The sequence below is a fragment of the Parachryseolinea silvisoli genome (assembly GCF_021190955.1).
GTDB lineage: Bacteria > Bacteroidota > Bacteroidia > Cytophagales > Cyclobacteriaceae > Ohtaekwangia > Ohtaekwangia silvisoli.
Genome location: NZ_JAIOAO010000001.1, coordinates 2,271,924 through 2,296,875, shown reverse-complemented (window position 1 = coordinate 2,296,875; position 24,952 = coordinate 2,271,924). Strand labels below are relative to the sequence as shown.

Here is a 24,952-nt window from a genome sequence, read left to right as displayed (position 1 = left end):
TGGCGGAGAACAGGTACGGGCCGTTATTGGAGGGCACTACAAAATAAGATTACTGGTTTTTAGATATGATTTCAGGTTTTAAAATTCTGGCCTTTGAGCCAGCGCATTGGAATGCCGTTCGCGAGATATATCGCCTTGGGCTGCTTACACGCAATGCTACTTTTGAAACAGAGGTGCCGGATTTTGAGGCGTGGAGCAAGAAATTTCCGGCCCGCTGGTTTTGGGTCATTGAGCAACAAGGTGAGGTTGTTGGTTGGGCGGGGTTGCAGCCGACATCTGTTCGGAAGGCCTACGAGGGGGTGATGGAGGTGACGGTGTATGTGCACCCGGACCACGGTGGGAAGGGCCTGGGAACCAAGTTGATGCAGCACCTGGTAGCAGAAAGCGAAAAGAGCGGTATTTGGACGTTGTATGCTTCGATTTTTGAAGAGAATGAGGCGAGCATTCGCCTGCATACGACGGCCGGTTTCCGACAGATAGGTTTTCGGGAAAAAATAGCTCAATTAGACGGAAAATGGCGGAATACCGTACTCTTTGAGCGAAGAAGTAAAATTATCTGCCTTTAATCTGCGTCTTTTTTAAACAGGTTTCGTCATCGCTACGTAATTAGAATTGTATTTCATTTCTATGGCACCATTAGCAAACGCAAATTTGAGCTTCTTTCAGAACGAGTTGAAAGGCTTTGTTCAGAAGAGAGTCAAGGATAAGACAATTGCGGAGGACATTCTTCACGATGTGTTCCTGAAAGTTCAGGGGAAGATTGGACAGCTCCAGGACACAGAAAAGATTACGAGCTGGATCTATCAGATTACCAAGAATACGATTATCGATCATTTCAGAAAGGAGTCTAAAACGATTCATGCCGGTGACCTGGATTGGGAAAACGACGCGCCCAATTTCAATGCTTGTGTATCGGGGTACCTTCATCGGCTGCTACCGACGCTGCCTGATATGTACCGCGAAGCCTTGCAGCTTACCGAGATTGAGAATCTTTCGCAGACAGAATTGGCTGAACGTTTAGGGATCTCTTATTCGGGCGCCAAGTCGCGCGTGCAACGCGCGCGACAGATGCTGAAGGAAAAGATGGACGAGGTACTTATCGTGCAAACAGATGCTTACGGTAATGCTATAGTTTGTGAAGATCGTAGCAACTGCTGTTAATATACCTGCGTCTTTTTTAGAGCGTTGTCGTCTTGGAAGCAAATCTTCAAGACATGAAAAAAATATATTTTTTGTTTTTCTTTCTGGGTTTAATACACCTTGTTATTGCGCAGAATACCAAGCGTGTACTGGCTCCCGTTTCCGATCACTATAAATCCCTGCAAGCGATTAGTGCAGTGGCAAACCCACAGCGCGCGTGGATGGATACTGTTCACTATCCGCCTGCTGAATACGGATCTTCCTTTGTGTACATGTTGGTCAAGCCGTATTACTTGTCAGATGCGCAAGTGAAAACGCTTAGTGAGAGCGTGAAATTTCCGGCAAACAGTTCAGACCAGGTGCGGAAGGAACTGGATTATATGCTCGAGCTGCAAAGCAAGCGTACTCCGGAACAAATTAAGCGCGTTGAATTCTTAGGTGATATTGGCTATTGGCCATCCATCAACATGGTGCCTTCTCATCTTTCGTATGAAGAGAATTTGCGCAATCTGTTTTTTGAAGGTAGCGAGCTGATGGGTGAGAATATCAATGCAAAGAATTTTCCTAAAATGACCCGGCTGCTGCAAGGTGTTATGCAAGATATGCGCATCATGGAGTTTACGATTAAATACAAATTGTTCCGACCGAGGCCTTATCACTTGGAGCCAAAGCTTCAGCCGCTTACAAAAATCAATTCTCCTTCTTTTGCCAGTGGCCACACGTTGTGGGCCTTTGTTCAGGCATTCACGTGGAGTGAAGTAGTTCCGGAGAAACGACAAGACTTCATTGCGTTGGCGGAGGAGATCAGACGGTCGCGGGAGATCATGGGGATCCATTATCCCAGTGACAACGAGGCATCGCGCGAGGTGTCATTTGCAATGCTCCAGTATTATCTTAAGAACGAGGCATTTCAGAAGGACCTGAAGGAAGCGATTGCTGAATGGAAAACGGTTTCGGCAAAGTATATTCGATAGGCAAATGGTGGACCAAGCTATTTTCCATCCCCGCCTTGAAATACGATCGGAAAACCACTTAAAAACCATTATTTTCACGGAAGCGAAACAATTTTGCATCATTTTGGGGCGCTGCCCGTCTTTGTTATGTTAAGCCAAAACACTTGAGTATGCAGGAATCGCCCGCCATTTCCTGGAACGAACTTCATTCGGAGCTGATCGCTTTTGTGTATCCGAAAGTGAAGGACAAAGCGACGGCTGAAGATATTGTCCAGGATGTATTTGTCAAGGTCCACACGAAAGCTCATCAACTTAAGGAAGCAGATAAGGCTTCGGGTTGGATTTATCAGATAACCCGGCACGCGATTACTGATTACTTTCGTAAGAGTTCAAAGTTGGTGGATGTGCAGCATTTTGAGGGGCCTCAGGTCGATAATTATCTCAATGATTGTGTGGCTAATTGTCTGAAGGAATTGATGAAGGGGCTTCCGGAAAAGTACCGGGTAGCGCTGGAACTTGCTGACCTGGAAGATCTGTCACAATATGACCTGGCGGAGCGGCTGGAGATTTCATATCCGGGGGCGCGATCGCGTGTGCAGCGTGCAAGAAAGATGTTGCGGGATAAAATCGAAGCCATGTACGTGATCACTACGGATTGCTATGGCAATATCATTGCGTGCGATAATCATCCTGGTGGATGTTGTAAGAAATGCTGAACGTGCTTGCATCATTTTAGGCAAGCTGCCGTCATACGGGTGTAAATTCAAAAGTCACATGAGAACAATACACCTGATCATCTTTGCATGTTTATGCTGTGGAACCGTTGCCCTGGGGCAAAAGGGGGAATTGACAACGGCGCTTACGCCTGCGAGGGGACATTACAAATCGCTATCTGTTATTAGTAAAAGCCCAAAGTCGCCCGGTGAAGAAATTGATAAACAGAAATTTCCGTACGACTCAGCTATTGCTTCCCGGAGATTAAGCCTGAAACCTATTTACCTGGAAGGCGTCACGATACGTGATTTCAGGTTTCCAGATCCGCCAGCAAATAGTTCTGCACAGACGCGTGCTGAAATTAATTACCTGCTGGCCTTGCAGTCACAACGTACAACGTTGGATGTACAGTCAAGTCTGTACATGGCGAACGTGTATTATAACCCGCGTGTTAAACCGACAGATTCGACGTATACACGTTTTCGTAGTAACCTTTTTTTTATTGGACGCTCTATCGGTAGCTGGTTTAATCCGATGGACCTGCCTGTGACAGCCGATGTGATGGCGAAAGTCTGGCAAGATGCGAGCTTCTTTATGTGGTCATTCAAATATAAATTTTTACGTATACGGCCATACGTGATAGAGCCGGCGTTGAAAAATTTGGAGAACACTGATTGGGCAGCTTACCCGAGCGGACACGCGTTTAATTCGTACGTGAACGCTTACATCTACCAGGAGCTTGCGCCTGAGTTTACGGACGTCTTTGTAAAGGATGCGTATGATATGGCGCATTCACGCGAGATCATTGGCGTGCATTATCCGTCTGATTCGGAATCATCGCGGATACTGGCCCGGCAGTTTGTGAACAAATTGTTTGAAAACGAGAAGTTCCGGAAAGACTTTGAGCAAGTGAGAAAGGAATGGTTGTTGAAAGCGAAAGAGACATTCCTTTTGCCGTCCGTAACGAAATAACTTTTTGCAGTAGGTAGTAGCCGCAAGAGGTTTATCTCTTGCGACTATTACATTTCTCTACTTGTCACAGCAAGCGGAACCGTCTTGTGGTTGAGCGCAGCATTTGCCGTTGTTTTCTTCCGGCGTTTGGCTCGGCTCACAGCACGCTGTGTTTTCGACTTTTGGAGCGCAGCACGAAGCTGCTGGTGTCTCTGTCTTCGGCGTTGTTGTTTTAGCCTTTTGGAGCACGGGAATGTTTTCAAGGTGTCTGTTCATTTGTCCTGGATTAATATTGTCAGTTACCCGCAGCATGAAGTGGCTGCCTGTTTTTTCTGCACCTCTGTGGCTGTGCCACAGCATGCAGTTGCTTTTACCTTGTCGGCTGTTACGCTGCAGACTCCTGTCTCAGGAAGGTCGAGCTCTACCTTGCGCGCCGCTTCCAGGTCGCCGTCGATGGCGGCGGCAATGGATCGTACTTGCTCATAGCCTGTGGCCATGAGGAACGTGGGCGCGCGGCCATAGCTTTTGGAGCCGGCGATGTAAAAATCATGATCGGGATGGCGGAGCTCTTTTTCGCCATGTGGCCGGACCGTTCCGCAACTATGGATGTTGGGATCTATGAGCTCTGCCAGTTCGGTGACGCATTCGAGTGAGGGATCGATGCTGATACGTACTTCGCGCAGGATACTGAGATCAGGTCGGGAGCCGGTGTTGCTGATGATCTCATCGATGCCGGGGAGTGCAAACTTGTTTTCGGTTTGCAGGCCGACGACAGTAAGGTTTGTGCCGGTATTGACAACTTGCAGGATGTGGAAGGGTGTGTATACGCTGACGCGATTCTGTTGGACGAGCTGCTCGATTTTAATGCCGAGGGCACCGCGTGCCTCGAGGGCATCTTTCTCCTGGCCACCATAAACGTCGTGGATGTTTTGCTTCCGCAGCACCCAGTGAATTTGGGTGTCGGGGTATTGTTCTTTGAGCTTGTCGAGCTCCAGCACGGCATTGATGGACGAGTGGCCGCTGCCGACGACAAGTACGCTTTTGTTCTTGTAACGCCCGACGTGCGTGTTGAGAATGTCGGGAATGCCGTAGAAGATTCTGTTGCTGTTTTCTTGCTCGCCGATGGCGAAGGTACCTCCCGAGCCGATGGGGTTCGGGGAGCTCCAGGTGCCGGAGGTATCAATGACAGCCTTGACGGTGAACTGCTCGACCTGGTTGTTGTGAAGTACCTGGACGGCGTAGGGCAGCCGCTCACGGCCGGAGGTTTTCATTTTGTCGAGACCAACACGGCCGATGGCAATGACCTTACTTTGCAAGTGGAGGTGCGGGCGGAGTGCCGGGTGCTCGGAGAGCGGCTTGAAGTACTGTTCGTACAGTTCTCTGCCCGTGGGCAGGCCTTCGTCGCGGGGTTGCAACCAGCTGGTTTGCGCCAGGAGTTGTTTTGCGGCCTTGTCGATATTATAGCGCCAAGGCGAGAATACGCGGATGTGCTGCCAGGTAAGAATATTGGCCGCTACAGTGTTGCCGGCTTCAAAGAGTAAGAATGGCTGATTCCTGACTGCAAGGTGAGCCGCTGCCGCAAGCCCAACGGGGCCGGCGCCGATAACTGCTACCGGAAGTGAATTTGACTTTTCCATAATCGTGATATAGTTCCGTGCTTAAGACGGGGGATTTAAGAAAAGACGCATCAGTCGAGAATATTGCAGCACTTTGTGCCTGTGCTATGTTAGCGGTTATGAACATTTAGTGGATAAGTTTTGTCCAGCTTTAGAAAGGGTAACCAAGGGGAATCCTTTCCAGGAAAGATTCCCCTTGGTGCTTTTCGATTTACTGTAGTGTGACCTTAATAATACTACTTGTTGCCGGTAGCATTGTAAATTCATTCGTGCCTGGCACGGCAACGATATCCTTGTTCTCCACCAGCGGTGTGCCCGCCAGATTGAACTGGGTAATGCCCGCACCGGGGTATTGATTGATGGCGGTGCCGTTGTCAAACAACCCTATGTTGGAAGAGACGTCGCCCTTCTGCATTGCATCGAGGTCCGCTCCCGTAGTCGCAAAAAACCAATCGTTGGAAAATCCATACATGGTCGCCAGAGCAATCCGGTCGCCTTTGGCAACGGTAAGTTGCTGTGAGACCTTACCACCCGCAGCACCATTGATCCTGGGTAGCAACACCGTGTTGTCTATGTCCTTCAAAAGGTATACTTCCTTCACGCCGGGCGTCATTTCTAACACAGCAGCGAGCATACTCCCATCTCCCTTCTGCGCCAGCTCTTTCAAACCCATGCCCCTGTCTTTCTCGCCGGTTTTATAAAACGGATTTTCAACTCCATTGTACACCACTACAAGCACAGGTGATAACGGTGTGAATGTACCGGTCAATCCGGCGAGGTAAGTATTCAATGCCGCATTATCACCGGCTTCGGCAATGTTGGTAAGACCATTTGCAGCAAGTTTATCCTTCGAATAGACCGGCTCCGGCAATAATAAGTTTCCGCCGGCAACATAGGAGATGGCCCATACGCCAGGGCTAAACGGCGTTTCGTTGTTTGTGCCGCCCGAATTATTCATGATTGTGAGCGTAAACATTGAATTTCCATTGTAGTTCAGCGTTAACTTCATTAGCTGCGAAGCGGGCAGATACGCGTGACCATAGTCGTCGGTGCCGTTTACCTCTTTAATATTCTTTGTGGCAGTCTCGGCAGCACCAGGGTGCGACACATCAGCGCCCGGAGCCTGATTTACGCGAGTTCCATTATCCCACAACCTGACGTGTGATGATACATCGCCGGTGATGGGAGTTCCGTTGTCATTGTATAGTGCAATACCGGGGTTCTCGGGCGCGAAGAAAAGGTCATTACTCCATCCATACATCGTAGCGAATGTGAGCCGCTGGTTCTTCGCGGCGGAAAACGAGAAAGATACCGATTGCCCAGGCAATATCACCGGGGGTGTGCCCGTGCCCTTGAAGCTGCCCGATTCGACAAGTGGTTTACTGTCCAGCACATTTTCTATCGTAATCGTAGTGGACTCCGTCATAGCGTCGTCGTCGTCACTGCACGATGCTCCGGCAAGTGCCACCATAAGCACCGCAATTGATTTAACTATGTTTTGTTTCATGCGTGATTGATTTAATGATTAATGACTCAAAGCAAAAGAAACAGTATCCCATCGCGGTTGCGGAATTGTAACAAAAGTATCACAGCCTGCTATTGCTTTTTTTATCAATTTTGTCGTATGGCCAGCAAGCAGATTTTAATCGTAGAAGACGACAGCGACATCGTAGAGCTGCTCACCATTCATCTTCGCGACCTTGGTTGTGAAGTAACCGCAGCATCATCCGGGCACCTCGGGCTTAATGCCGCAAAAAGCAGTGCCTTCGACCTGATCATTCTCGACATTATGCTACCCGGCCTCAATGGCATGGAGGTATGTCGAAAGATCAGACAGGCCGACCGGCAGACGCCCATCATGATGCTGACGGCACGGTCGGAAGAAATCGACAAGGTTATGGGGCTTGAAACGGGTGCCGATGACTACCTCACAAAGCCGTTCAGCATCCGGGAATTCATTGCACGGGTGAAAGTTATCTTCCGCAGAAGCGAAGGCCACCATAGCCCGGAAGGCGGCCCTTCAGCCTCTTCCATTATGACGTACGGCGATTTAAAAATAGATGCCGATAAGAGGAAGGTGACACTGAACAATGTGCGCATCGAGCTATCACCAAAAGAATTCGATCTCATTACGCTGTTGGCATCAAATCCTGGCAAGAGCTACAGTCGTAAGAATTTATTGAACCTGATCTGGGGCTATGACTTCGAAGGATACGAGCATACCGTAAACAGCCACATCAACCGCCTTCGCAGCAAGATCGAGGGCGATGTTTCGAACCCGAAATTCATTTTAACAACCTGGGGCGTGGGCTACAGGTTTAACGAAGACCTTTAACAACATACCTATGTCGGTCAAAACAATCCGGGGAAATCTTCTCTTCTGGAAAATTGCCGGAGTGTTCACCTTGCTGCTCATCATACTGGGCATTGCATTCGTGGCTATCGCCTCCGGATTTTCAAAGACCTATTACACCACGGCACACCAGCAACTTTACGGCGACCTGGCGCACCATTTAGCGGTATTCACGCAGCCTTTTAAAAACGGCAAACCCGACACCACCGTCACCCACGACATCATCCATTCCACTATGGTCGCGAATCCCAGTGTGGAAGTTTATCTGCTTGATACAACGGGCCGGATCGTGGACTACGTCGTGCCTGATACAACGGTACAGATACATAACGTTGATATGGCCACTATTAGGCAATGGCTTACTACACAGGATAAGGTGTATCCCATGGGCGACAATCCCAAAGACCCGGGCGAGCCGAGTATCTTCTCTGCTGCGCCGGTATATGAGAACAACCACCTCGTTGGGTACGTATACGCTGTGTTGTCTAGTCAAAGGCAAAAGGAGATATTAAGCGCCCTCAATGATCATTTCTATACCCGCCTCAGTATCTACATTTTCTTTTCTGCTCTGCTCGCGGCATTCATTGTAGGTGTCGTGACCTTTTTTCTCATTACCGACAGCATCTGTATCATTGCGGGCACAGTCAAGCGTTTCAAGGAGGGCGACTATTCAGCCCGCATCAAAGGATACGCGCAGGGGAATCTGGGTATGCTAACGTCCACATTCAATGACATGGCCGATGTGATTGTCGACAATATCCAAAAGATCACAGCCACCGACAGGTTCCGTCAGGAACTGATCGCCAATGTTTCGCACGATCTCAGAACGCCGTTGTCAATCATGCAGGGATATGTCGAAACGCTGATGATGAAAAAGGATGTGCTGACACAAAGTGACAAAGACAAGTATTTGGCGGTAGTGCATGACGGTGCGAAGAAACTCTCGGGGCTCGTTGAGCAACTTTTCCAATACGCCAAGCTGGAGGGCAACGTAATTATACCACAAAAAGAGCCTTTTAGACTTGATGAGCTGGCATCCGATATATTGATGGCCTATCAACTCAAAGCCACGGAATGTTCCATCAACTTGCGCTTGAACTCGCCCAGCAACTTAAGTCCCGTGTTTGCCGACATCGCCCTTACCGAACGGGTGTTTCAGAATTTACTTGACAATGCGTTCAAGTTTACACCTGACGGTGGCGATATTACCATCCAACTTACAAGAGATAATAGTGGAGTAAAGGTTCAAATAGTAGATACGGGTATCGGAATTTCATCTGAAGACCAGTTTTATATTTTCGAGCGCTATAAGCAATTGGACGGAGTTCCGACGCCAAAAAAAGGAATGGGAATCGGACTGGCCATCGTCAAGAAGATTCTGGAACTGCATCAGTCGGCTATCGAGGTCATGAGCCAGCCCGGCAAGGGGACTACTTTCAAATTTGTTCTACCGTTCGCTGACAAAACGTTGCCTTCGGCCCCGCTATTACCTCAATAGCAGGAGCGGCTTTCGTAAGGTGTGCATTACGGCATACCTTGGCTTCGGTTGTCCATACTCACGAATTCTAATTGCTTTCATCATACTGCTTGCCATGCTGCAAAGATGATTCGTATGCGAGAACGGAAAGCAAATATGGACCGTCGAAAAGCTTTGCTGCGTTGTTTGAACGCGAAATAAAACTGCTTATTTCACTCAAATTCGCTCCTTTTTGAAGAAATGAGAAGATGGCACACAAAACAGGGGTAACAATTTTCAACCGGTTTGATCTAGGGGTGTAATCAAAAAATCAAACCATGAAAAAGCACAACTATTTTACCTCCTTTTTATTCGCAGGCCTCGTTGCCATGGGCAGTGTAAGCTGCGATGATAATAACGATGACACCTCCCCCGTAATCATCAAGCCAGGAGAAAATGATAAGATCAGCACCGTACATCAGGATCAGGTCGCTGCACTAAAACAGACCTTTACACTCGATGCCGGCGGCGGAGAGATAGAAGGCGAAGATGGTACCATTGTTTCTTTTTATGCCAATACATTTTTCAAATCAAATGGAGATGCAGTAACCGGTAACGTAACCATAGAGTTGGTAGAGATTTATAAGAAATCACAAATGCTGCTCACAAACATGACTACCCAGGGCATAGATGCTTCCGGCAATATAGCCACGCTGATTTCAGGCGGCGAGTTTTTTGTCAACGCAAAGCAAGGTGATGAGCAGCTGGTATTAAATGGTACATTTCAGATCGAGGCCCCTGCCGATAAAACAGGTGGCATCGATCAGGAAATGAAACCTTTTATCGGGGTGGAGCAATGTGAGGATGGAGTTTGCAAAAACGTATGGAGACAGCAAGATCGCGATATGAAAGTTGGCCAGACTACCTATAACATATTCCAGAATCAATTTGGATGGACAAACATTGACCGCTGGTACAGCGATCCACGCCCCAAAACCACACTCTTTGTAGACGTGCCCGAAGGCTATGATAATACCAACTGCTCGGTCTACCTGTCGTACGACGGAGAACCTACCGCGCTGGCCTCGTTCGATCGTTACGATTCAGCCACATCCCTTTTTACGGAACACTATGGCCAGGTTCCGATTGGTCTTGAAGTGCACTTCATTATGGTGTCGGTCATAGACGGGCAGTGGTACTACGCCATCAGGCCTGCAACGATCGGCGCCGAGCATGTAGAAACGTTTACCGAGCTTCAGCCCACTACCGAGGCCGCATTAATCACACTGATCGACGCGCTTCCCTAATACCACCCACTGACTAGTGCTGGCTTAATCAAAAAAAGTCCCTTCTCTGTTTGGAGAGGGGACTTTTGGAATTGGAAAAAATGGAATAACTTGCATATTGCACAATAAAATTATTCTGATGAGAATTACAGTGGTCATCAGTATTTGCCTTCTCTCGTTTTCTGTTTTGGGACAGCATGCTGTCAAACAAGATACGGTCAAAAGAGAAAGTCGCATACAGCCCGCGGGTGACGATAACAAAGTAAAGTTTTCGGCTATAACTCCGCCGCTTCAGCCTATTCCGGGAGCGCCGGCTCCCTTCTATACATTCTATTGGGAATTCGGCGATGGAGCGTATAGCAAAGAGGCATCGCCTGAGCACGTGTATAAAAAAACAGGCGACTACACGGTTCGACTATGGACTACGAATAACTACGACAATGGAAAACCACCGCCAAGCCGGCCGCAGAAGGTGCCTGTAAAGAAAATCACATTTAATGACACCAACCCGGTGCAACCAGTGCTGCCCGATGGATTTGACTTAAAGAGCAATCGAGCGCCGGTACCCGGTGAGGAAATGGTGGTTATCGTACGTTATCAAAATGATAACGACTATCCGGCCCACGGTAAACTATATCTGTTCTTCAACGAAAGAAAATATAAGGCCGATAATTTTCAGCTCACGGAAGTCCGCACACATCACGGGGAGACGGAAGTGCAGGATGTGGTACGAGTTGCTTCTCGTATGGATACAAATGATCCCGGTGCGCTGTGGGCGAGCAATAAGATAACGCTTTTGCCAGAAGCGGATAAGAAATCCGACGAGGGGTCATTATTACAGCTGTCCCTGGCGTTAGAGGCCGCCCGGGCGGAGTATCGCACAGTACATGCACTCGAATTCAACGATATGGGAGCACGGGAAAGTCGCAATGTGTTTTATTCACTCACAACGACGCCCGAAATGCTGAAAGATACCAGTGCAATCATTACCGTAAAAGGTATCTACGTGCCCGATAGGGGAGCGGACAATCATAAAAGCAAAACGCTGGAGATGGAAATCGTTACCTCACACGATCCGAATAAAATGTCTGTATCCGACACCCGGTTAAACTATCGTTTCTATAAGAATAAAAACATCGATTTTAAAATTCGTTTTCAGAATAATGGAGAAGGCCCGGCACATTCAATCAAGCTGCAGGTAGCGGTGCCCGAAGCATATGATCCGCACTCACTCCAGGTAACGGATATGTATCCCGTCTGCCCCGTTTGCCCAGACAAACAATCGACCATCAGCTGCCTGGATACAACTTTTAGTAACAACCAGATTCTGTTTCATTTTAAAAACATTTACCTGCCCGGCAGTAACCAGAAAGAAGAAGTCGATTATGATTCTACGAAGGGGTTTGTAAAATATACGCTGCGCTTCCGCGAATCGATCGCTAAATCGAAAACGCAGAGCCGTACAGCAATCATCTTCGATAAGAATGATCCTATTTTAACGAACCGGGCCACCACGCGTTTTAAACCAGGTCTATCCCTTGGGGCAAAAGCCGGGTATGTATATTACCCAACGTTAAAGAATTCAAAAGGCGGTTTTGTAGGGGTTACACTTTCTCCCTTCAAATCACAGCATGGCTACCTACAGGCCGAATTGATGGTGGGTATTCACACCCATTCCGATTCACTTTATCGCGCCGATACAGCGTCGGTAGACAATGGGGTGGCTAGTGTTTTCGATGTATCGCAGCGAAACAAATTCACCAGCGTACAGCTTTATGTCGTGCCCATATCCTACCGTTACACCATCAACTCGTTTATTGGTGTCGGTACGGGGGTTCAGCTCAGTGTTAATCTTTCGGAAAAGACAAAAGAGGAGGCAATTCATGAGAATTATTTTGTGAGGCAAAAAGAAAATTTCAGAGAGCCAAGGCCCGATCTGAATTTTAATAGCACAGAAGAGACGACCGCTTCCTTCACCAACCTCCGCCCGGCCGTGTTTGCCGATATGACACTGGGTGCTGCCCGGATTGGGCCCACGGCGGGTGTTCGATATGCGTATTATTTCACCGCCCCCAGGGAGCAGTGGCAGTTTTACGTACTTTGGAAGTTTTAACTGCTGCCATGAGATTATCCTGGTATTTGTTGTTGTTGGGTTTTTCAATTACGTCGGGATTGGCCCAATCCCCACCAGCAGCAGATCAAGCGTTTCAAAAAAGCCTTTCGGTGTTGCGCCAAAAAGACGATGTTGAAAATTACACCTATGCGTTTGTCGACGAATATTTAAAGAATCCTACAGAAGAGAATCTTATTCTTTTTACCACCTACGAAAAAGAACGCTGGAGACCGTTAATTTCCCGCGAAGAATACCTGGCCTATGTTGTGCTGCTTTGCAATCAGGGTTATTACCTTACAAAATATGGCAATGTGTATGAAGGCATTTATGCGTACGAAAAAGCCTCCCGTTTATTTTCCAGTCAGGCGCTTACCGGTTTTGATATTATCGAATACTGCCTGAAACCACTGGGTAATAATTATAGTATACTGGGAGACTATACCAGTGCCGCGAACATTGTGAAAGGCTATCTTTACCTGGCCGAACAACAAAGGAATGACGGGCAGCGAATTTCTGCCTGTATTAATCTGTCCATTATTTACCACGACACAGGTAAGTACCAGCAAGCAATACTGTTGTTACAGCAGGCGCTAACCATGTCTCCCGTGCCGGCCGAAAAGAAGATGCTGATTTATTACAACCTGGCCAGAAATCATGCAGATCTTCGAGCGCACACAAAGGCCCGTCAATACGCAAATCTCGCGACTTCAGTATTCCAGCAACACCAGTGGCCCGATGCGCTCCCCACCCTCGTCAATGTGTACACGCTCCTCGCTGCTATTAGCCTTGCCGATGGTCAGTCCATAAAGGCCCTTATGTGGATAGAGAGAGCACAGACGCTGGGCGCAGCCAACAGCAAGCTTTTTAAAAATCGCGAGCTGGCTAAACTCGCCAATACTCATGCAGGCATTCTGGTGGCCTGCGGCCAATACCAGGAAGCGCTCGTCAGATATCAGCGATCATTTACATGGCTCATTCCGCAGTATGATCCAGAAAAAAAAGAATTACCGGACGCAAGCGCTTTCTATGCAGAGAATGCAATAAAAGAAACGTTGGACGGTATGGCTGTGGCATACACGAAATTGAATGCCCCGGGAAAGTCCCTGGCCTGTTACAAACTGCGGTTTAAAGCCGAAGATCTGTTACGCGATACCTATAATTACGATGAAGCCAAATTGATTCAGCAAGCCGAAAATAGAAATGTGACCGAAAAGGCGCTGGAACTTTTGCATGTGCTGTTGGAAGAAACGAACGATAGCCGGTATGCAGTAGAGGCCTTTCAATTTGCAGAGCGAACAAAAGCAATGATACTTCGCGAGAACAGCGAAGATCGTTATTGGCGCCAACGTCAGGAGCAGGATACGCTGGTAAAAGCGGAAACTAAATTACGGTATAAGCAGGCAATTCTCGCCAGCGAGATCGTAACCGAGCAAATGAGGCAAGAACAGGCCGATGTAGCCTATATTCACCAGCTCACAGCGCAACAGACGGCAAATGCCGTCACGCAGAAGGAAATTGCGCAAGCGCTTGAAAAAAAGTATCCAGCGCGGACGTTAGCCGACTCGTTTCAGCCTGAAATAATACAGAATATTCAGCACCGGCTTCAAGCCGACGATGCTACGGTAGTGGAATATTTTTTCGGTACGCGTGCACTCTACATATTTCGTGTCGATCAGAACTCGGTGCAGATGAGTAGAGTAGAAACAATCGGATTGCTGAAACAAAATGTGCTCGCACTGCATGGTTGTTTTGAAAACGCTTCTGTTATCAATAATCAGGTTGAACAATATAAAGATCTGGCGCTTGAAGTAGCCCGGTCGCTTCACCTAACGAAGCCATTTTCCACCCCGCACCTTATCCTTGTGCCCGATGGTGTATTGAGCCTCATTCCGTTCGATGCACTGCTGTACGAAAAGACATCCGGCACTACCTACCAAAATTTTCCGTGGTTGCTGAAAAAATACACGATAGCCTACCAGCCCTCAGCATCTATCTACGCGAGTACCGCCAGGCCTCCTGTTGCGCTCAATAGGAAAAGTGTACTGGGTGTTTTTCCTGTTTTTCACAACAGTGCGCTGCAGCTGGATTATTCCGTAAAAGAGGCTGATGACATTCAGGATCAAACGGATGGCTTGTTTCTACTCAACCGGGCGGCCACGCAACATGCATTTTTAGAACAGGCCAGCCAGTTTCAAATCATCCATCTTTCCACGCACGCCTCATCGGGCACGGGCGCCGCACCGCCATCCATTATGTTTAGCGACAGCACCCTATACTTGCCACGCATCTATGGCCTAAGCCTAAAGGCCGATCTGCTGGTGCTAAGCGCATGCGAAACGGGAGTCGGTGTTTTGGTAAAAGGAGAAGGTGCTATTAGCCTGGCACACGGCTTCCAGTTTTCGGGTATTCGCAATGCCATCTTCTCCCTCTGGAAAGTAAACGACAATTCAACGGCGACCCTCATGGGTAATTTTTATCGTCAGTACTTTTCCAGTGGCAACAAAGCGGAAGCCCTGCGGTTGGCAAGACAAGATTATCTACAAGACGATGCCATCGACAATGCAAGTAAATCACCTTACTACTGGGCCGGCTTTGTGTACTATGGAAGCTTGGAAACGCAACCTATAGATACCGCGTTTACGCCACTGATATTTATATCACTGGCAGTACTCCTCCTTGTTATTTTTGTTTTTATATATAGAACATACAAGCGCAGATACAATACCGCAGCGTGAGATGTATTTTCGTCACAGTTTATCTAATAAATCCTGCGCCTGTTTGTGTTCTGGCGACCCTGCGGGGATTTTATTAAGGAAGGCCTCACACGTTTTATAGTCTTTCTGTTTCAGGGCACTAAGAGCGAGCATCCACAATGCCTTGTCTTTATAGATGGATGATGAATTGCTTACTTCCGTAAACAGGCTATTGGCTTCTGCTACGCGGTCAAGTTCAAGCAGCGAAATTCCTTTGTATATCTTGAGCGCATCATTTTTGTCATCATGTTTCAAGAGGGCGTTGATTGCCTCCATGGCGTCCGCATATCGCCGGGTGTTAAAAGCTTGTTGTGCCTTTAGGATAGATGCGTCTTCATTACCTCTTTCTACCAACGCCAGCGGTTCGTAATGTGCATAGTCACTGTATTCCGGCGTTGAGAAGGAAGTATAAAAGAAGAATGCACAAATGAGCGCAATACTGGCAGCGGCAGCGCCTATATACCAGTTCATCTTCACAGTCCGCCCCGTCCTTTCCACGAGCTCTTCGCTGCCGATCGATGCCAGGTTTTTTCGGAAATCAAATTCCTGTTCCTGTCGCTGGTAGCGAGGTCCCACTATTTCCTGCACCTCCTGATAGATGCGCAGCTTTTCGGCAAGCGTCGTATCCGATTGGAGGGTTAACTCAAAAGCAGCTCGCTCGTCCGCAGGCATTTCATTGGCCAGATAGCGATCAAAAGACAGGTAGGTTTCCTCGTTCATACTCAATTACTTTTTAATGCCTTGTAGGCCGGAGAATTGTGAATCAGTTCCGTCAGGGCTCCCATACACAGCGATTTCTTCTTTCGGACATACCCATAGGTCACGTTTAGTTGACTGGCCACCTCTTCCAGTGAGGATAAGGCAAAAGACAAACGAAGCAATTCCCGGCATTTCTCTCCCAGTTCCTCGAATTTGGACTCGAAAAGATCTTTTTTGGCTTCAAAGGTCTCGGTTTCCAATACATGTAGCAGGCTGTCATCATGAACAGATAAAGCCTCCTCGGTGATTGTTACCCCTTTTTTCTCTTTTAATTTATTGAACCATTTGCGTTTGCAAAGCAGGAAAAAGTAGGCATCAAACGGGCACGTTAGCGTTAGGCTGTTGCCCGCTTGCTGATAGATGGTAATCAGGGTTTCCTGTATAATGTCTCTGGCCTCATCGGTATCTCCATTGTTTTTATGAATAAAGGCGACCACTTTACCGGAGTATTTTTTATAGATTTCCCGAATCACGTCACTGTTATTTTCACGTATAGCGTCGATATAACGCTGGTCAGCGTGTGGCTTCTTTCCGTCCATAAAAAAGTTCTAAATTGAGGCGATATACATCGCGTATAAAGATAGATTCAGTCTCCTTCAGAACCAAATTGTAGATCAATAGATCGTTTTAGGGAATTCTGGTGGATCCCAGTCCTTTTTGACAAATTTGTCTGATTTTACTACGGGTGTGCTATGCGGGGGGAGTGCTACTATAACAAGAGATTGTTGTGGTGAGCTTTGACGATGCGTGCAAAATCCCCGACCATTTTCGGCCAATCAGCTTCATCAGCGATCACCAAGCAAAATGTAGTTCTTCATCGGCTTACCTCGTAGATAAACGAGTGGTTAGGATAAGATAGCGCCCAATTGTACCCGTCTTTATTTTAGTCTTACTTCCACTAGACGTCCATGGATATCCAAATCTCTCCTTTCTTTTTTCTTACTATCGCTGACTAAAGGATATTCATGTGTTTGGCCTTCTAAAACAAGACTTTTCTTTGCAAGGTCTTCGGTATCGATCTCGTAGGGTTTATCTCTTTCTCCTGGCCCGCCATCGCACCAGTTATCCCACATGGTAATGAGATTGTCTTTGACCTTTGAAATCACAGACCAATGGGCCAGATCTCCTGCCGTTTTTACCTCATGTGTTGATCTTTGCGGTACATTTAAGAGCGTATGACCTATTAGCACCGGATTCTCTGCGGTTTTTTCCAATGCCGCTACCAGCTCGGGGCCATTTTTAAATTCATGGACTACTCCCACAAAATTGTAATATTCTATCGATACTAATAGTTCGTGGATTGTACATATTGAGGTAGCATCATTTGCCAAAATTGTAGGATTCGTTTTTTTAAATTCACTCCAATCTTTTCCACCAAAGTAAGCAGGGTTTAACGCTGTGAATGCAGCGTGGAGTGCCATATAACCGCACACCCCAGAGATATCGTTGGAGATATGATTGATTTCTTTTACAAGTTGTTTTACCTTACTATTATTGTTTCGTAGCGTAGCATAATTGGCAGCCATAGTACGCAATTGAGCCGCCTTCTTAGCCTGTGGACTGTTGTTTGCCATCTCTTGCAGTTTTCTTTGGGCAACAGTGGGGGCATCAATATTTTTATTTTGGAAAACGGGATTGGCTTGCGGTGTGCTTTTGTTTTCTTGCCTTTTACTAACGTGAGTATTCATAATTTCCTTTTTAGGTTTGTGAAATTGCCCATGGTTTGGAAAACTCCGCAGACTTTCTTTGCTGCATTTTTAAATATAGCTCATTTTAAAATGAGGTGGTACTTTTGAACGGAAGTATTCGTTATGATTTAATGGGTTTCGAAGGAGTTTGATCTCCTGTTGGTCAGGTTGCATTTTTAATTATTCCTATCGCCTCCTGATTATTTGGAGTGATTTTTTTGTAGTTTAACTGGATGGAAAAGATTTCATCTTCTGTGGCCGCCTTCATATTCCTCGTTTTGACCGCAGGATGTACCCACTTTTCGTTCGCACAGCAACAAAAGATCAGGGTGCTTATCATCAGCGGCGGGCATGGCTTTAAACACGAAGCATTTTATGATGTTTTCAATTCCATCCCGTCCATTACATACGATACAGTGGTTCAGCCACGAGGCAATGCGCTCATCGCTTCATCCGATGTAAATAAATATGATGTCCTGGTGTTTTATGATATGCTCGATTCCATCGCTCCCGCGCAGCAGGAGGCCTATGTCAGCTTACTAAAAAAAGGCACATCCATGATCTTCCTGCATCATTCGTTGGTGAGTTACCAGAACTGGCCTGAATTCCTACAAATCGTAGGCGGACAATACCACACCCATCCGGTAGTGGTAAATGGCGATACATTAAAAACCAGCTACGAACACGATGTGAACATTCCTGTGAAAGTAGAAAACAGAAAGCACCCCGTGACCCGGGGCATTTCTGATTTTGACATAGTTGATGAAGTGTATGGTGGCGTGGAGATATTACAGCAAGTAAAACCGTTGCTGAGTACTACGCATCCCAAAAGCATGCGCTATCTTGCCTGGATCAATCATTACGGTAAATCAGATGTCCTATATATACAATTAGGCCACGGCCCATCGGGTTATTCCAATCCGAATTTCCGGAAATTGATACAGCAAGCCATTGAGTGGTCTGCCAAACAATCTAAAAAATAGACAGCCCCACGGATGGAATTGCAGCACGTATAGCGATGCCGGTAGTAGCCAACTCCGTTGGGACAAGTCTTGCGCCCGGTGTTGTATACTCCCGATATCAGGACTGTGCCTCAAACCCATCTCGTATTGCCGCTTCAAGTATTTCGATGTTTATATCTTTTAGCGTTTTGAACTTAATGCAATATCCTGTTACACTCGCCTTACCTATTTTTTTGCCATACGTTTTGGCTAAGTATGTCTTATCATTGATACCGAGGATATAGACGGAGGTTCCGGTTGTGTTTGCACTGACACCAATTTGATAAAACTCTTTAGTTTTTCCATCAGCGTATTTTATGGTGTAAAGTCCATACCCTATGTTAGGGTTAGAAACAGTTTTATTTTCACTGTTTTTGCCATCCAGGAACCATAATTTACATCCTGGCATTATTTCGAGAATGATGCGGTGCAACGCTTGCATGTCGCTGCGTTTTGGTTCAGGTTGATTGGTAATATACTCTTTGATTTGTCCTTTTACGTTCATACAGAATGTAAATTAAAGGTCGCTTTGTCCGTGCTGTAACCTTGGCACTAACGTGCATGCATATTTCGCTGGCTGCTGAGGAAGAAATTTAAGCTGTCCAATGGAAAAATAAAGTTGAAAAGCAAGGTATTAGTTACCAATATATCTCACGGAATTCAGGAATCCAAACGCACCCACGTGATCGCCAACGATAAGCATCAATGGCTTCCTGCATATCTACTTCCGTAATTCCGGCTTTCGCAGTCTCGCCGATTATGTTTAAACGATTTCCCTTGTTTAATTGAAAGACTGTCTGAACTCCAAAGGAGAAACGTTTGCTTTTGCTTTGAAAAATTTACTAAACGATTGAGGATGTTCGAACCCGAGCTGATATGCAATTTCACCGACTGACAGGTTTGTCGTAGAAAGTTTTTCTTTCGCTTTTGCAATTAGTTTTTCGTGAATGTGCTGCTGCGTGCTTTGGCCTGTCAATACTTTTAGTAAACTACTCAGGTAGCCCTGCGATACGTTGAGGCTGTCTGCGATGTATTGCACAGACGGCAACCCCTTGGTAACCAAATCGTCACTATTGAAGTAGTCCGAAAGTAGTTTTTCCAAGCGATTCAGGATTTGATGACTCGCTTTCTTCCGTGTGATAAATTGGCGATTATAGAAACGCTCCGCGTAGCTGAATAATGTTTCCAAATGGGCGATGATGATCGTTTGACTGAAGTTGTCAATATTCGCATTGTATTCATGCTTTATATTCGCAATGATTTCATTGATGACAGCTTCCTCTTTTTCTGAAAGGAACAATGCCTCATTTGTCGAGTAGTTGAAGTATTCGTACTCTTTAATTTTTGTTGCAAGCGGTGTGTTCCACAATAAATCGGGATGCACGAACAGCATCCAGCCTGTCATATTAGGGTTTGGACCGCCTTGTCTGCCCTGTGCAACCTGGTTAGGGGCCATAAATGCCATTAGTCCCCCGTCAAAGTCATAGGGTTGGTGCCCGTAGATGAAGCCGTCACTATTTCTTTTCATGGAGATGGTATAAAACTCCAATACCACGCTTACTCCCGGAGCGCCTTTCAGGTCCGCAACATCAATAATGCTAATCAGCGGATGTGCAGGCATCGGAAGTTGCTGCATCCGGTGGCCTTCCGTTATTGTTTTTACTCTGATGATTTTTTTATCCTCCATATGAGACCTCGTTAAAATGCGTTCTTAATTTTCTGCTTATGACAAAGCAGGCGATGCCCGACAGCAGGCTGAAGACGGGCACCACCAACATACCTAACTGCAAGCCGTTTTTATGATTTGCTGCCGTAGCCGCGTCACTGATCATTCCCACCAAAAGTGGCGATAAGGCTGCCGGCAAAAGCCCCGAACCCAACATCAGCAGTCCGGAGGCTAAAGCCTGCTTTCCTGGCCCTGCAACCAAATGACCTGCTCCAAAAGCATGTGGCAGCAAGAAGGCAAACGAAAACATACCGGGAACAAATAGTGCAATAGATACCCAGCTTACCGGTACAAACAACGCCAGCAGGGTAGTGATGGCTGCTACGCTGAAAGCGACAGCCGGCGGATCCAGTAGCCTGTTGGAACGGCGGTTAACGGCGTTGTCAAAAATTCGTCCTCCCAGGAGCGTGCCGATGATCCCCATCAATCCCTGTAAAAGTCCAAATGAAATGCCCACTTCGCTTGCAGTAAGTCCGTGTGTTCTCATTAAAAACGGAGCGCCGAACGTGTAGAAAGGGGCCGATGCAAATCCCAGCAGGTTGGCCGCCAAAAACATCCAGACGAATGCCGGCTTTGATAACAAAGCCCTGCTTGAAACGAAAAAGTTTTCATCGCTACGGGTATGTTTTCTTACCTCACTGGTTTTGCCGATTAACAGCACCACCAAAATAGCCACGATCAACCCGAAAGCGCCTGCAAGGAAGAGCGCATTGCGCCAGCCGATCGTATCACTTGCGCGCCCGCCAATGGCAAACCCAAGCATTGTACCCAATGGGATGCCCATGGCAAACAAGCCGATGGCGCGGCCGCGGACGTGGGGTGCAATTCGCTGCGCGATCAAAGCATGACTCGCAGGTGTTCCGCCGGCTTCGCCAAGGGCAACACCGAGCCTGGACAGTGCCAGTGTCACCAATCCCGTTGCCAGCCCGCCGAGACTCGTCATTGCGCTCCAAAGTAAAACACACCCTAGCAGAATTCTTCTGGCCCACCCGTGGTCCGCTAATCGGGCGAGTGGCAAAGAGGCCAGTGAATAACAAATTGAAAATGCTACCCCCATGATTAACCCGAGTTCTGTGTCACTGAGTTGAAGATCCTTCTTGATGGACTCTGCCAGAATAAATGGTAATATCCGGCCTATTTGGCTAAAAATACTTACAAACAGAAGCGCAGTCAATAATGCCGTTCTGCGCCAGCCGTACAACCAGACTTGTTTATTCGCAGCGAACGTTTTCATACAAAATAATTGAAGTAAATAACTATTGTTTTCCGTATATAAAAGACGCGCCAATCTTGCCGGCTTGCGAAACCAGAAATCTTGGCGCCAGCCGGCTCATAACACGGGCCACTTTTGAAAAGCCCGGAAAGATTTCATCCTTATCATTCATGATTCCCTGGATGCCCTCATCGACAACCTTTTCCGGCGCCATCAGTCGGTTCGGATTGAAGCCGACCTCATTTCTGAACTTATCGTTCAAGGGCGTGGAAGAACCAGGCGCGACCAGTTCAATGACTTTGATAGCGGTATTCTTCAATTGAATCCTTAAAGCCTGGGTGTAGGAGCGAAGCCCTGATTTACTGGCACTATAAATAGGCGCTATAGCGAACGGCATCAGCGCGATGCCTGATGTCACATTGATGATGGCAGCGTTTTTCTGTTTTTTCAAATGTGGCAGGAATTCCTGTATCATCCGTATCGGTCCTATCAGGTTAATCTCTATTTCACGGCTGATCTCATCCAGCTTGTGCTCGTGGTGGACGCTTAGCTTTCGCATCTCTCCTGCATTGTTGATCAAAATATTGAGTTTCGGAAATTCGTGCGTGACCTGTTCATACAGATTGACGATGTCATCGGGGTTACGTACATCGCTCTGTATTGCATGCACCGCGGGAAGCTTGCGTTTTGTCTCCTCAAGTTTCAGCGCATTTCTGCCGGTGATAATCACGGTATTTCCAAGGGTAATAAGCCGTGATGCGAACTCAAAGCCAAAGCCACTTGTTCCGCCTGTTATTAAAATTGTGTTGTCGGTTAATTTCATTTTATGTGACATTCAGATGGGAAACTAAAGCTCTACCCGTACCCCGAACGTGGGGAATACACCCAGTCCTAAGTTGAAAGCCCGACCTGTCTCCGGTAAAAAGATCTCTGAGTTGACGTTGAATCTGTTGGAAATGTTAACCAAATCGAGAAAGGCGGAGAATGTGCCCCTTTTCATCGGAACGTAGTAGTCAACTCTCACATCCAAGCTCACATAGTCGGGAAGTCTATCGCCATTGATCGATGTTATTTCCTGCCCATATCGAAGCTTATCCGGGTTATTAAGAACGTCGGGGTGAACAATATACTCGTCGGTAGGACGGCCTGTGCTATAGCGGAATTTTCCGGAGAAGATCCACTTGTCGTTTGGTTTGTAGCTCAACAGGAGGTTAATGGTATGTGGTGTATTGAATATGTAATCATATTCTCCGAGGTTGTTATTGTCGTCGCGGTTACTGACCATATACGAGTACCCGACCTGACCATAATATTTTCGGGATAATCGTTTAACCAAGCTGACGTCGGCGCCGTAGGCATAACCGTCTCCGGTGTTCATCAAAAAACTCTCCACCCGGTTGGGTTGAACAATGAGATCGTCGAATTGCTTGTGCCAGCCTTCCACCACCAGTTTCAGGTCGGGTGAAAATTGAAGCTTATACCCCAAAATGGATTGTATTGTCCTGCTGTTTTTTAGTTTATTATCTTCGCGCTGCCCCCCGATGTCGGAATACGCTGGGTCCTGGTAATAAACACCTGTTGCGAAATTGATGCTGTGCTTGTCATTCAACTCAACGGCTCCACTCAACCGGGGCGACACAGTATGCTGTTCGGCAAAACCTGTATAATCATAGCGTACGCCGGGGTTCAGCGTAAATCGCTGTGAAATTCTCCACGAAAATGTTACGTATGCTGAACCGCTAAAGGCACTGTTTTCGTAGCGGGAATTAAAACGATCAGGGTCCAGTACCTGATAATATTGCGATGGACTCGGCCTGAAATCGGTGCTTCGGAATGTGTAGATCGTATCAACACGACCAAGGTTTCGCTCATAATCGAGGTTCAGTATCATGGCATCTATGCCACCCGTAACAGTGAGTTTATCGTAGTGTTTTGTGTAAATCGAGCGGTAGCCGATTTCTTGTTGGTTGTTTTTAATCGTCCTGAGATCGTCTTCGTATCTTCCGTACGATGGATCAAGGATCAGGCCTTCCGAATTGAGCGATGGTGTGAATCTTCCAAAATTATTGTCTACGGTGGACGATCGGTAATACAGGACATTCTTCCAGTAGCTGTCGGTGCTGGTCAGTGTTTGTAAATTGACGCCCAGCATGGCTTTGCTTCCGCGATGATTCCAAAGTACGGTGCCAGCGCTGTTGTCCTCATTAAGATCGGTATCCGGGTTGATATCGTCTATGCCTCGACTTGTACTTTCGGGGTTATACAGGGCCACCACGGAAATCTTGTTCTTCGTGTTTAGCTGTGTAGTAGTTTTGAGAAGGTAGTCGCCAAAGCTTACTGCACTGGTATTCTGGATATCCAGGATGTTCTGCAGCGCGGCGAAATTCTGATACCGCGCGGAAGCAAACAAACTTGTTTTTCTTGACACCGGACCGTCCGCAATGATGGTCGGCCCCAGTAAGTCGAATTGACCGCTTACGGACCACGATTCCTTATTGCCTTCCTTGATTCCAAGACTCAGATACGATGAAGACTTTCTACCATACACGGCGTCAAAACCTCCGTTTTGGAACTGTACATTGTCAATAATTCGCGGCGCAAAAATACTGAACCGGCCACCGTTGGGGTCGTTGAAGCCGGAAGCAAAACCTTCGGCCTCCAAATGGGATAGGTTGAACATCGGAATGTCATCTACCATGTAAACGTTGTCCTGCGTACCCTGTCCTCTGGCGGCAATAGCCGAAAATTGCGCTCCGCTGCTGACCACACCCGGCAACACAGAAAGCGCACGCATAATATCTCCCTGGGAGCCGGGATTACGAAAAATTTCCTCTCTGGAAAATGAATAGGATGAGACAGGCGTTAACGGATTATTCTCGCCTTTGAAAGAAACTACGGTAACTTCATCCAGTTGCCCGACGCCATCCAAGAGCTCGATTTCTGAATAATATGTTTTGCTCGGAGAAATCGTAATCTCCGTAATATTTTTCGTTTGATAACCCATCATCGAAATGGTAACCGAGTACGTTCCGATTGGAATATTCACGATCGAAAATATCCCGGCAGTATCGGATACTGCTCCTGATTGCGTATTGTCCAGCAGCACGTTTGCCCCGACAACGGGCTGTTTCGTGGATTGCTCAATAATTCTACCTTTTAGATTTCCGGTTGACTGCGCGACCGATAAAGTACTAATCATGACAAAGATTAGTGTGATTGTTAGTGTGTTC

Annotated in this window: 21 protein-coding genes; 11 read left to right on the top strand and 10 right to left on the bottom strand. The window is 47.1% G+C overall.

Annotated elements, in window-relative coordinates; translation table 11 throughout:
- Positions 1 to 65 precede the first annotated feature (65 nt).
- The 5 genes from K7P01_RS09515 to K7P01_RS09495 all read left to right on the top strand — a co-directional run bounded on the left by K7P01_RS09515 (position 66) and on the right by K7P01_RS09495 (position 3,779).
- Positions 66 to 566, top strand: a complete 501-nt coding sequence (locus K7P01_RS09515) for a GNAT family N-acetyltransferase (protein WP_267292219.1) — start codon at positions 66 to 68, stop codon at positions 564 to 566.
- 61 nt (positions 567 to 627) lie between these two features.
- Positions 628 to 1,161, top strand: a complete 534-nt coding sequence (gene sigZ, locus K7P01_RS09510) for an RNA polymerase sigma factor SigZ (protein ID WP_267292217.1) — start codon at positions 628 to 630, stop codon at positions 1,159 to 1,161.
- Between the two features lie 53 nt (positions 1,162 to 1,214).
- Positions 1,215 to 2,114 carry a phosphatase PAP2 family protein gene (locus tag K7P01_RS09505; RefSeq protein ID WP_267292215.1) on the top strand — a complete coding sequence of 300 codons (900 nt, stop codon included), beginning with the start codon at positions 1,215 to 1,217 and terminating at the stop codon, positions 2,112 to 2,114.
- Positions 2,115 to 2,263: 149 nt separating this feature from the next.
- Positions 2,264 to 2,809: a sigma-70 family RNA polymerase sigma factor gene (locus K7P01_RS09500; protein WP_267292214.1), complete on the top strand. Its 546-nt coding sequence runs from the start codon at positions 2,264 to 2,266 to the stop codon at positions 2,807 to 2,809.
- Positions 2,810 to 2,867: 58 nt separating this feature from the next.
- Positions 2,868 to 3,779 (top strand): phosphatase PAP2 family protein, encoded by a 912-nt coding sequence (locus tag K7P01_RS09495; protein WP_267292212.1) that lies wholly within the window; start codon positions 2,868 to 2,870, stop codon positions 3,777 to 3,779.
- 278 nt (positions 3,780 to 4,057) lie between these two features.
- Here the strand turns inward: K7P01_RS09495 and K7P01_RS09490 are convergent, their stop codons facing one another.
- A complete protein-coding gene (locus K7P01_RS09490) occupies positions 4,058 to 5,395 on the bottom strand; it encodes an NAD(P)-binding protein (protein WP_267292210.1) in 1,338 nt (445 codons plus the stop codon).
- Between the two features lie 190 nt (positions 5,396 to 5,585).
- Entirely contained in the window at positions 5,586 to 6,881 is a 1,296-nt protein-coding gene (locus K7P01_RS09485) for a spondin domain-containing protein (protein WP_267292208.1), read from the bottom strand.
- Positions 6,882 to 6,998: 117 nt separating this feature from the next.
- On the opposite strand from K7P01_RS09485, the gene K7P01_RS09480 reads away from it, so the two are divergent.
- From K7P01_RS09480 to K7P01_RS09460, 5 genes are all read left to right on the top strand, one after another.
- Positions 6,999 to 7,709 (top strand): response regulator transcription factor, encoded by a 711-nt coding sequence (locus K7P01_RS09480; RefSeq protein ID WP_267292206.1) that lies wholly within the window; start codon positions 6,999 to 7,001, stop codon positions 7,707 to 7,709.
- A 10-nt stretch (positions 7,710 to 7,719) separates the two neighbouring features.
- A complete protein-coding gene (locus K7P01_RS09475; RefSeq protein WP_267292204.1) occupies positions 7,720 to 9,225 on the top strand; it encodes a HAMP domain-containing sensor histidine kinase in 1,506 nt (501 codons plus the stop codon).
- Positions 9,226 to 9,521: 296 nt separating this feature from the next.
- Positions 9,522 to 10,490 carry a hypothetical protein gene (locus tag K7P01_RS09470; protein WP_267292202.1) on the top strand — a complete coding sequence of 323 codons (969 nt, stop codon included), beginning with the start codon at positions 9,522 to 9,524 and terminating at the stop codon, positions 10,488 to 10,490.
- Between the two features lie 118 nt (positions 10,491 to 10,608).
- The gene (locus K7P01_RS09465; RefSeq protein WP_267292200.1) at positions 10,609 to 12,582 is read left to right on the top strand and encodes a PKD domain-containing protein; all 1,974 of its coding nucleotides are present in this window, start codon (positions 10,609 to 10,611) and stop codon (positions 12,580 to 12,582) included.
- Between the two features lie 8 nt (positions 12,583 to 12,590).
- A complete protein-coding gene (locus tag K7P01_RS09460) occupies positions 12,591 to 15,317 on the top strand; it encodes a CHAT domain-containing protein (protein ID WP_267292198.1) in 2,727 nt (908 codons plus the stop codon).
- Between the two features lie 12 nt (positions 15,318 to 15,329).
- Here K7P01_RS09460 and K7P01_RS09455 read toward each other — a convergent pair whose 3' ends face one another.
- From K7P01_RS09455 to K7P01_RS09445, 3 genes are all read right to left on the bottom strand, one after another.
- The gene (locus K7P01_RS09455; RefSeq protein ID WP_267292196.1) at positions 15,330 to 16,055 is read right to left on the bottom strand and encodes a tetratricopeptide repeat protein; all 726 of its coding nucleotides are present in this window, start codon (positions 16,053 to 16,055) and stop codon (positions 15,330 to 15,332) included.
- A gap of 2 nt (positions 16,056 to 16,057) precedes the next feature.
- A complete protein-coding gene (locus K7P01_RS09450) occupies positions 16,058 to 16,633 on the bottom strand; it encodes an RNA polymerase sigma factor (RefSeq protein ID WP_267292194.1) in 576 nt (191 codons plus the stop codon).
- Between the two features lie 339 nt (positions 16,634 to 16,972).
- Positions 16,973 to 17,782: a hypothetical protein gene (locus K7P01_RS09445; RefSeq protein ID WP_267292192.1), complete on the bottom strand. Its 810-nt coding sequence runs from the start codon at positions 17,780 to 17,782 to the stop codon at positions 16,973 to 16,975.
- 233 nt (positions 17,783 to 18,015) lie between these two features.
- Here K7P01_RS09445 and K7P01_RS09440 point away from each other — a divergent pair, with 233 nt between their 5' ends.
- The gene (locus tag K7P01_RS09440) at positions 18,016 to 18,765 is read left to right on the top strand and encodes a ThuA domain-containing protein (RefSeq protein WP_267292190.1); all 750 of its coding nucleotides are present in this window, start codon (positions 18,016 to 18,018) and stop codon (positions 18,763 to 18,765) included.
- Between the two features lie 97 nt (positions 18,766 to 18,862).
- On the opposite strand, the gene K7P01_RS09435 is transcribed toward K7P01_RS09440, so the two are convergent.
- The 5 genes from K7P01_RS09435 to K7P01_RS09415 form a co-directional block, all read right to left on the bottom strand.
- A complete protein-coding gene (locus K7P01_RS09435; protein WP_267292189.1) occupies positions 18,863 to 19,288 on the bottom strand; it encodes a DUF1801 domain-containing protein in 426 nt (141 codons plus the stop codon).
- Between the two features lie 276 nt (positions 19,289 to 19,564).
- A complete protein-coding gene (locus K7P01_RS09430) occupies positions 19,565 to 20,470 on the bottom strand; it encodes a helix-turn-helix domain-containing protein (RefSeq protein WP_267292187.1) in 906 nt (301 codons plus the stop codon).
- Complete coding sequence (locus tag K7P01_RS09425; protein ID WP_267292185.1) at positions 20,460 to 21,743, bottom strand: MFS transporter; 1,284 nt, start codon at positions 21,741 to 21,743, stop codon at positions 20,460 to 20,462. The genes K7P01_RS09430 and K7P01_RS09425 overlap by 11 nt, the downstream gene beginning before the upstream one ends.
- Before the next feature lie 22 nt (positions 21,744 to 21,765).
- Positions 21,766 to 22,545, bottom strand: a complete 780-nt coding sequence (locus K7P01_RS09420) for an SDR family oxidoreductase (protein ID WP_267292183.1) — start codon at positions 22,543 to 22,545, stop codon at positions 21,766 to 21,768.
- A gap of 24 nt (positions 22,546 to 22,569) precedes the next feature.
- On the bottom strand, positions 22,570 to 24,921 hold the full coding sequence (locus K7P01_RS09415; RefSeq protein WP_267292181.1) for a TonB-dependent receptor: 2,352 nt from the start codon (positions 24,919 to 24,921) through the stop codon (positions 22,570 to 22,572).
- Positions 24,922 to 24,952 lie beyond the last annotated feature (31 nt).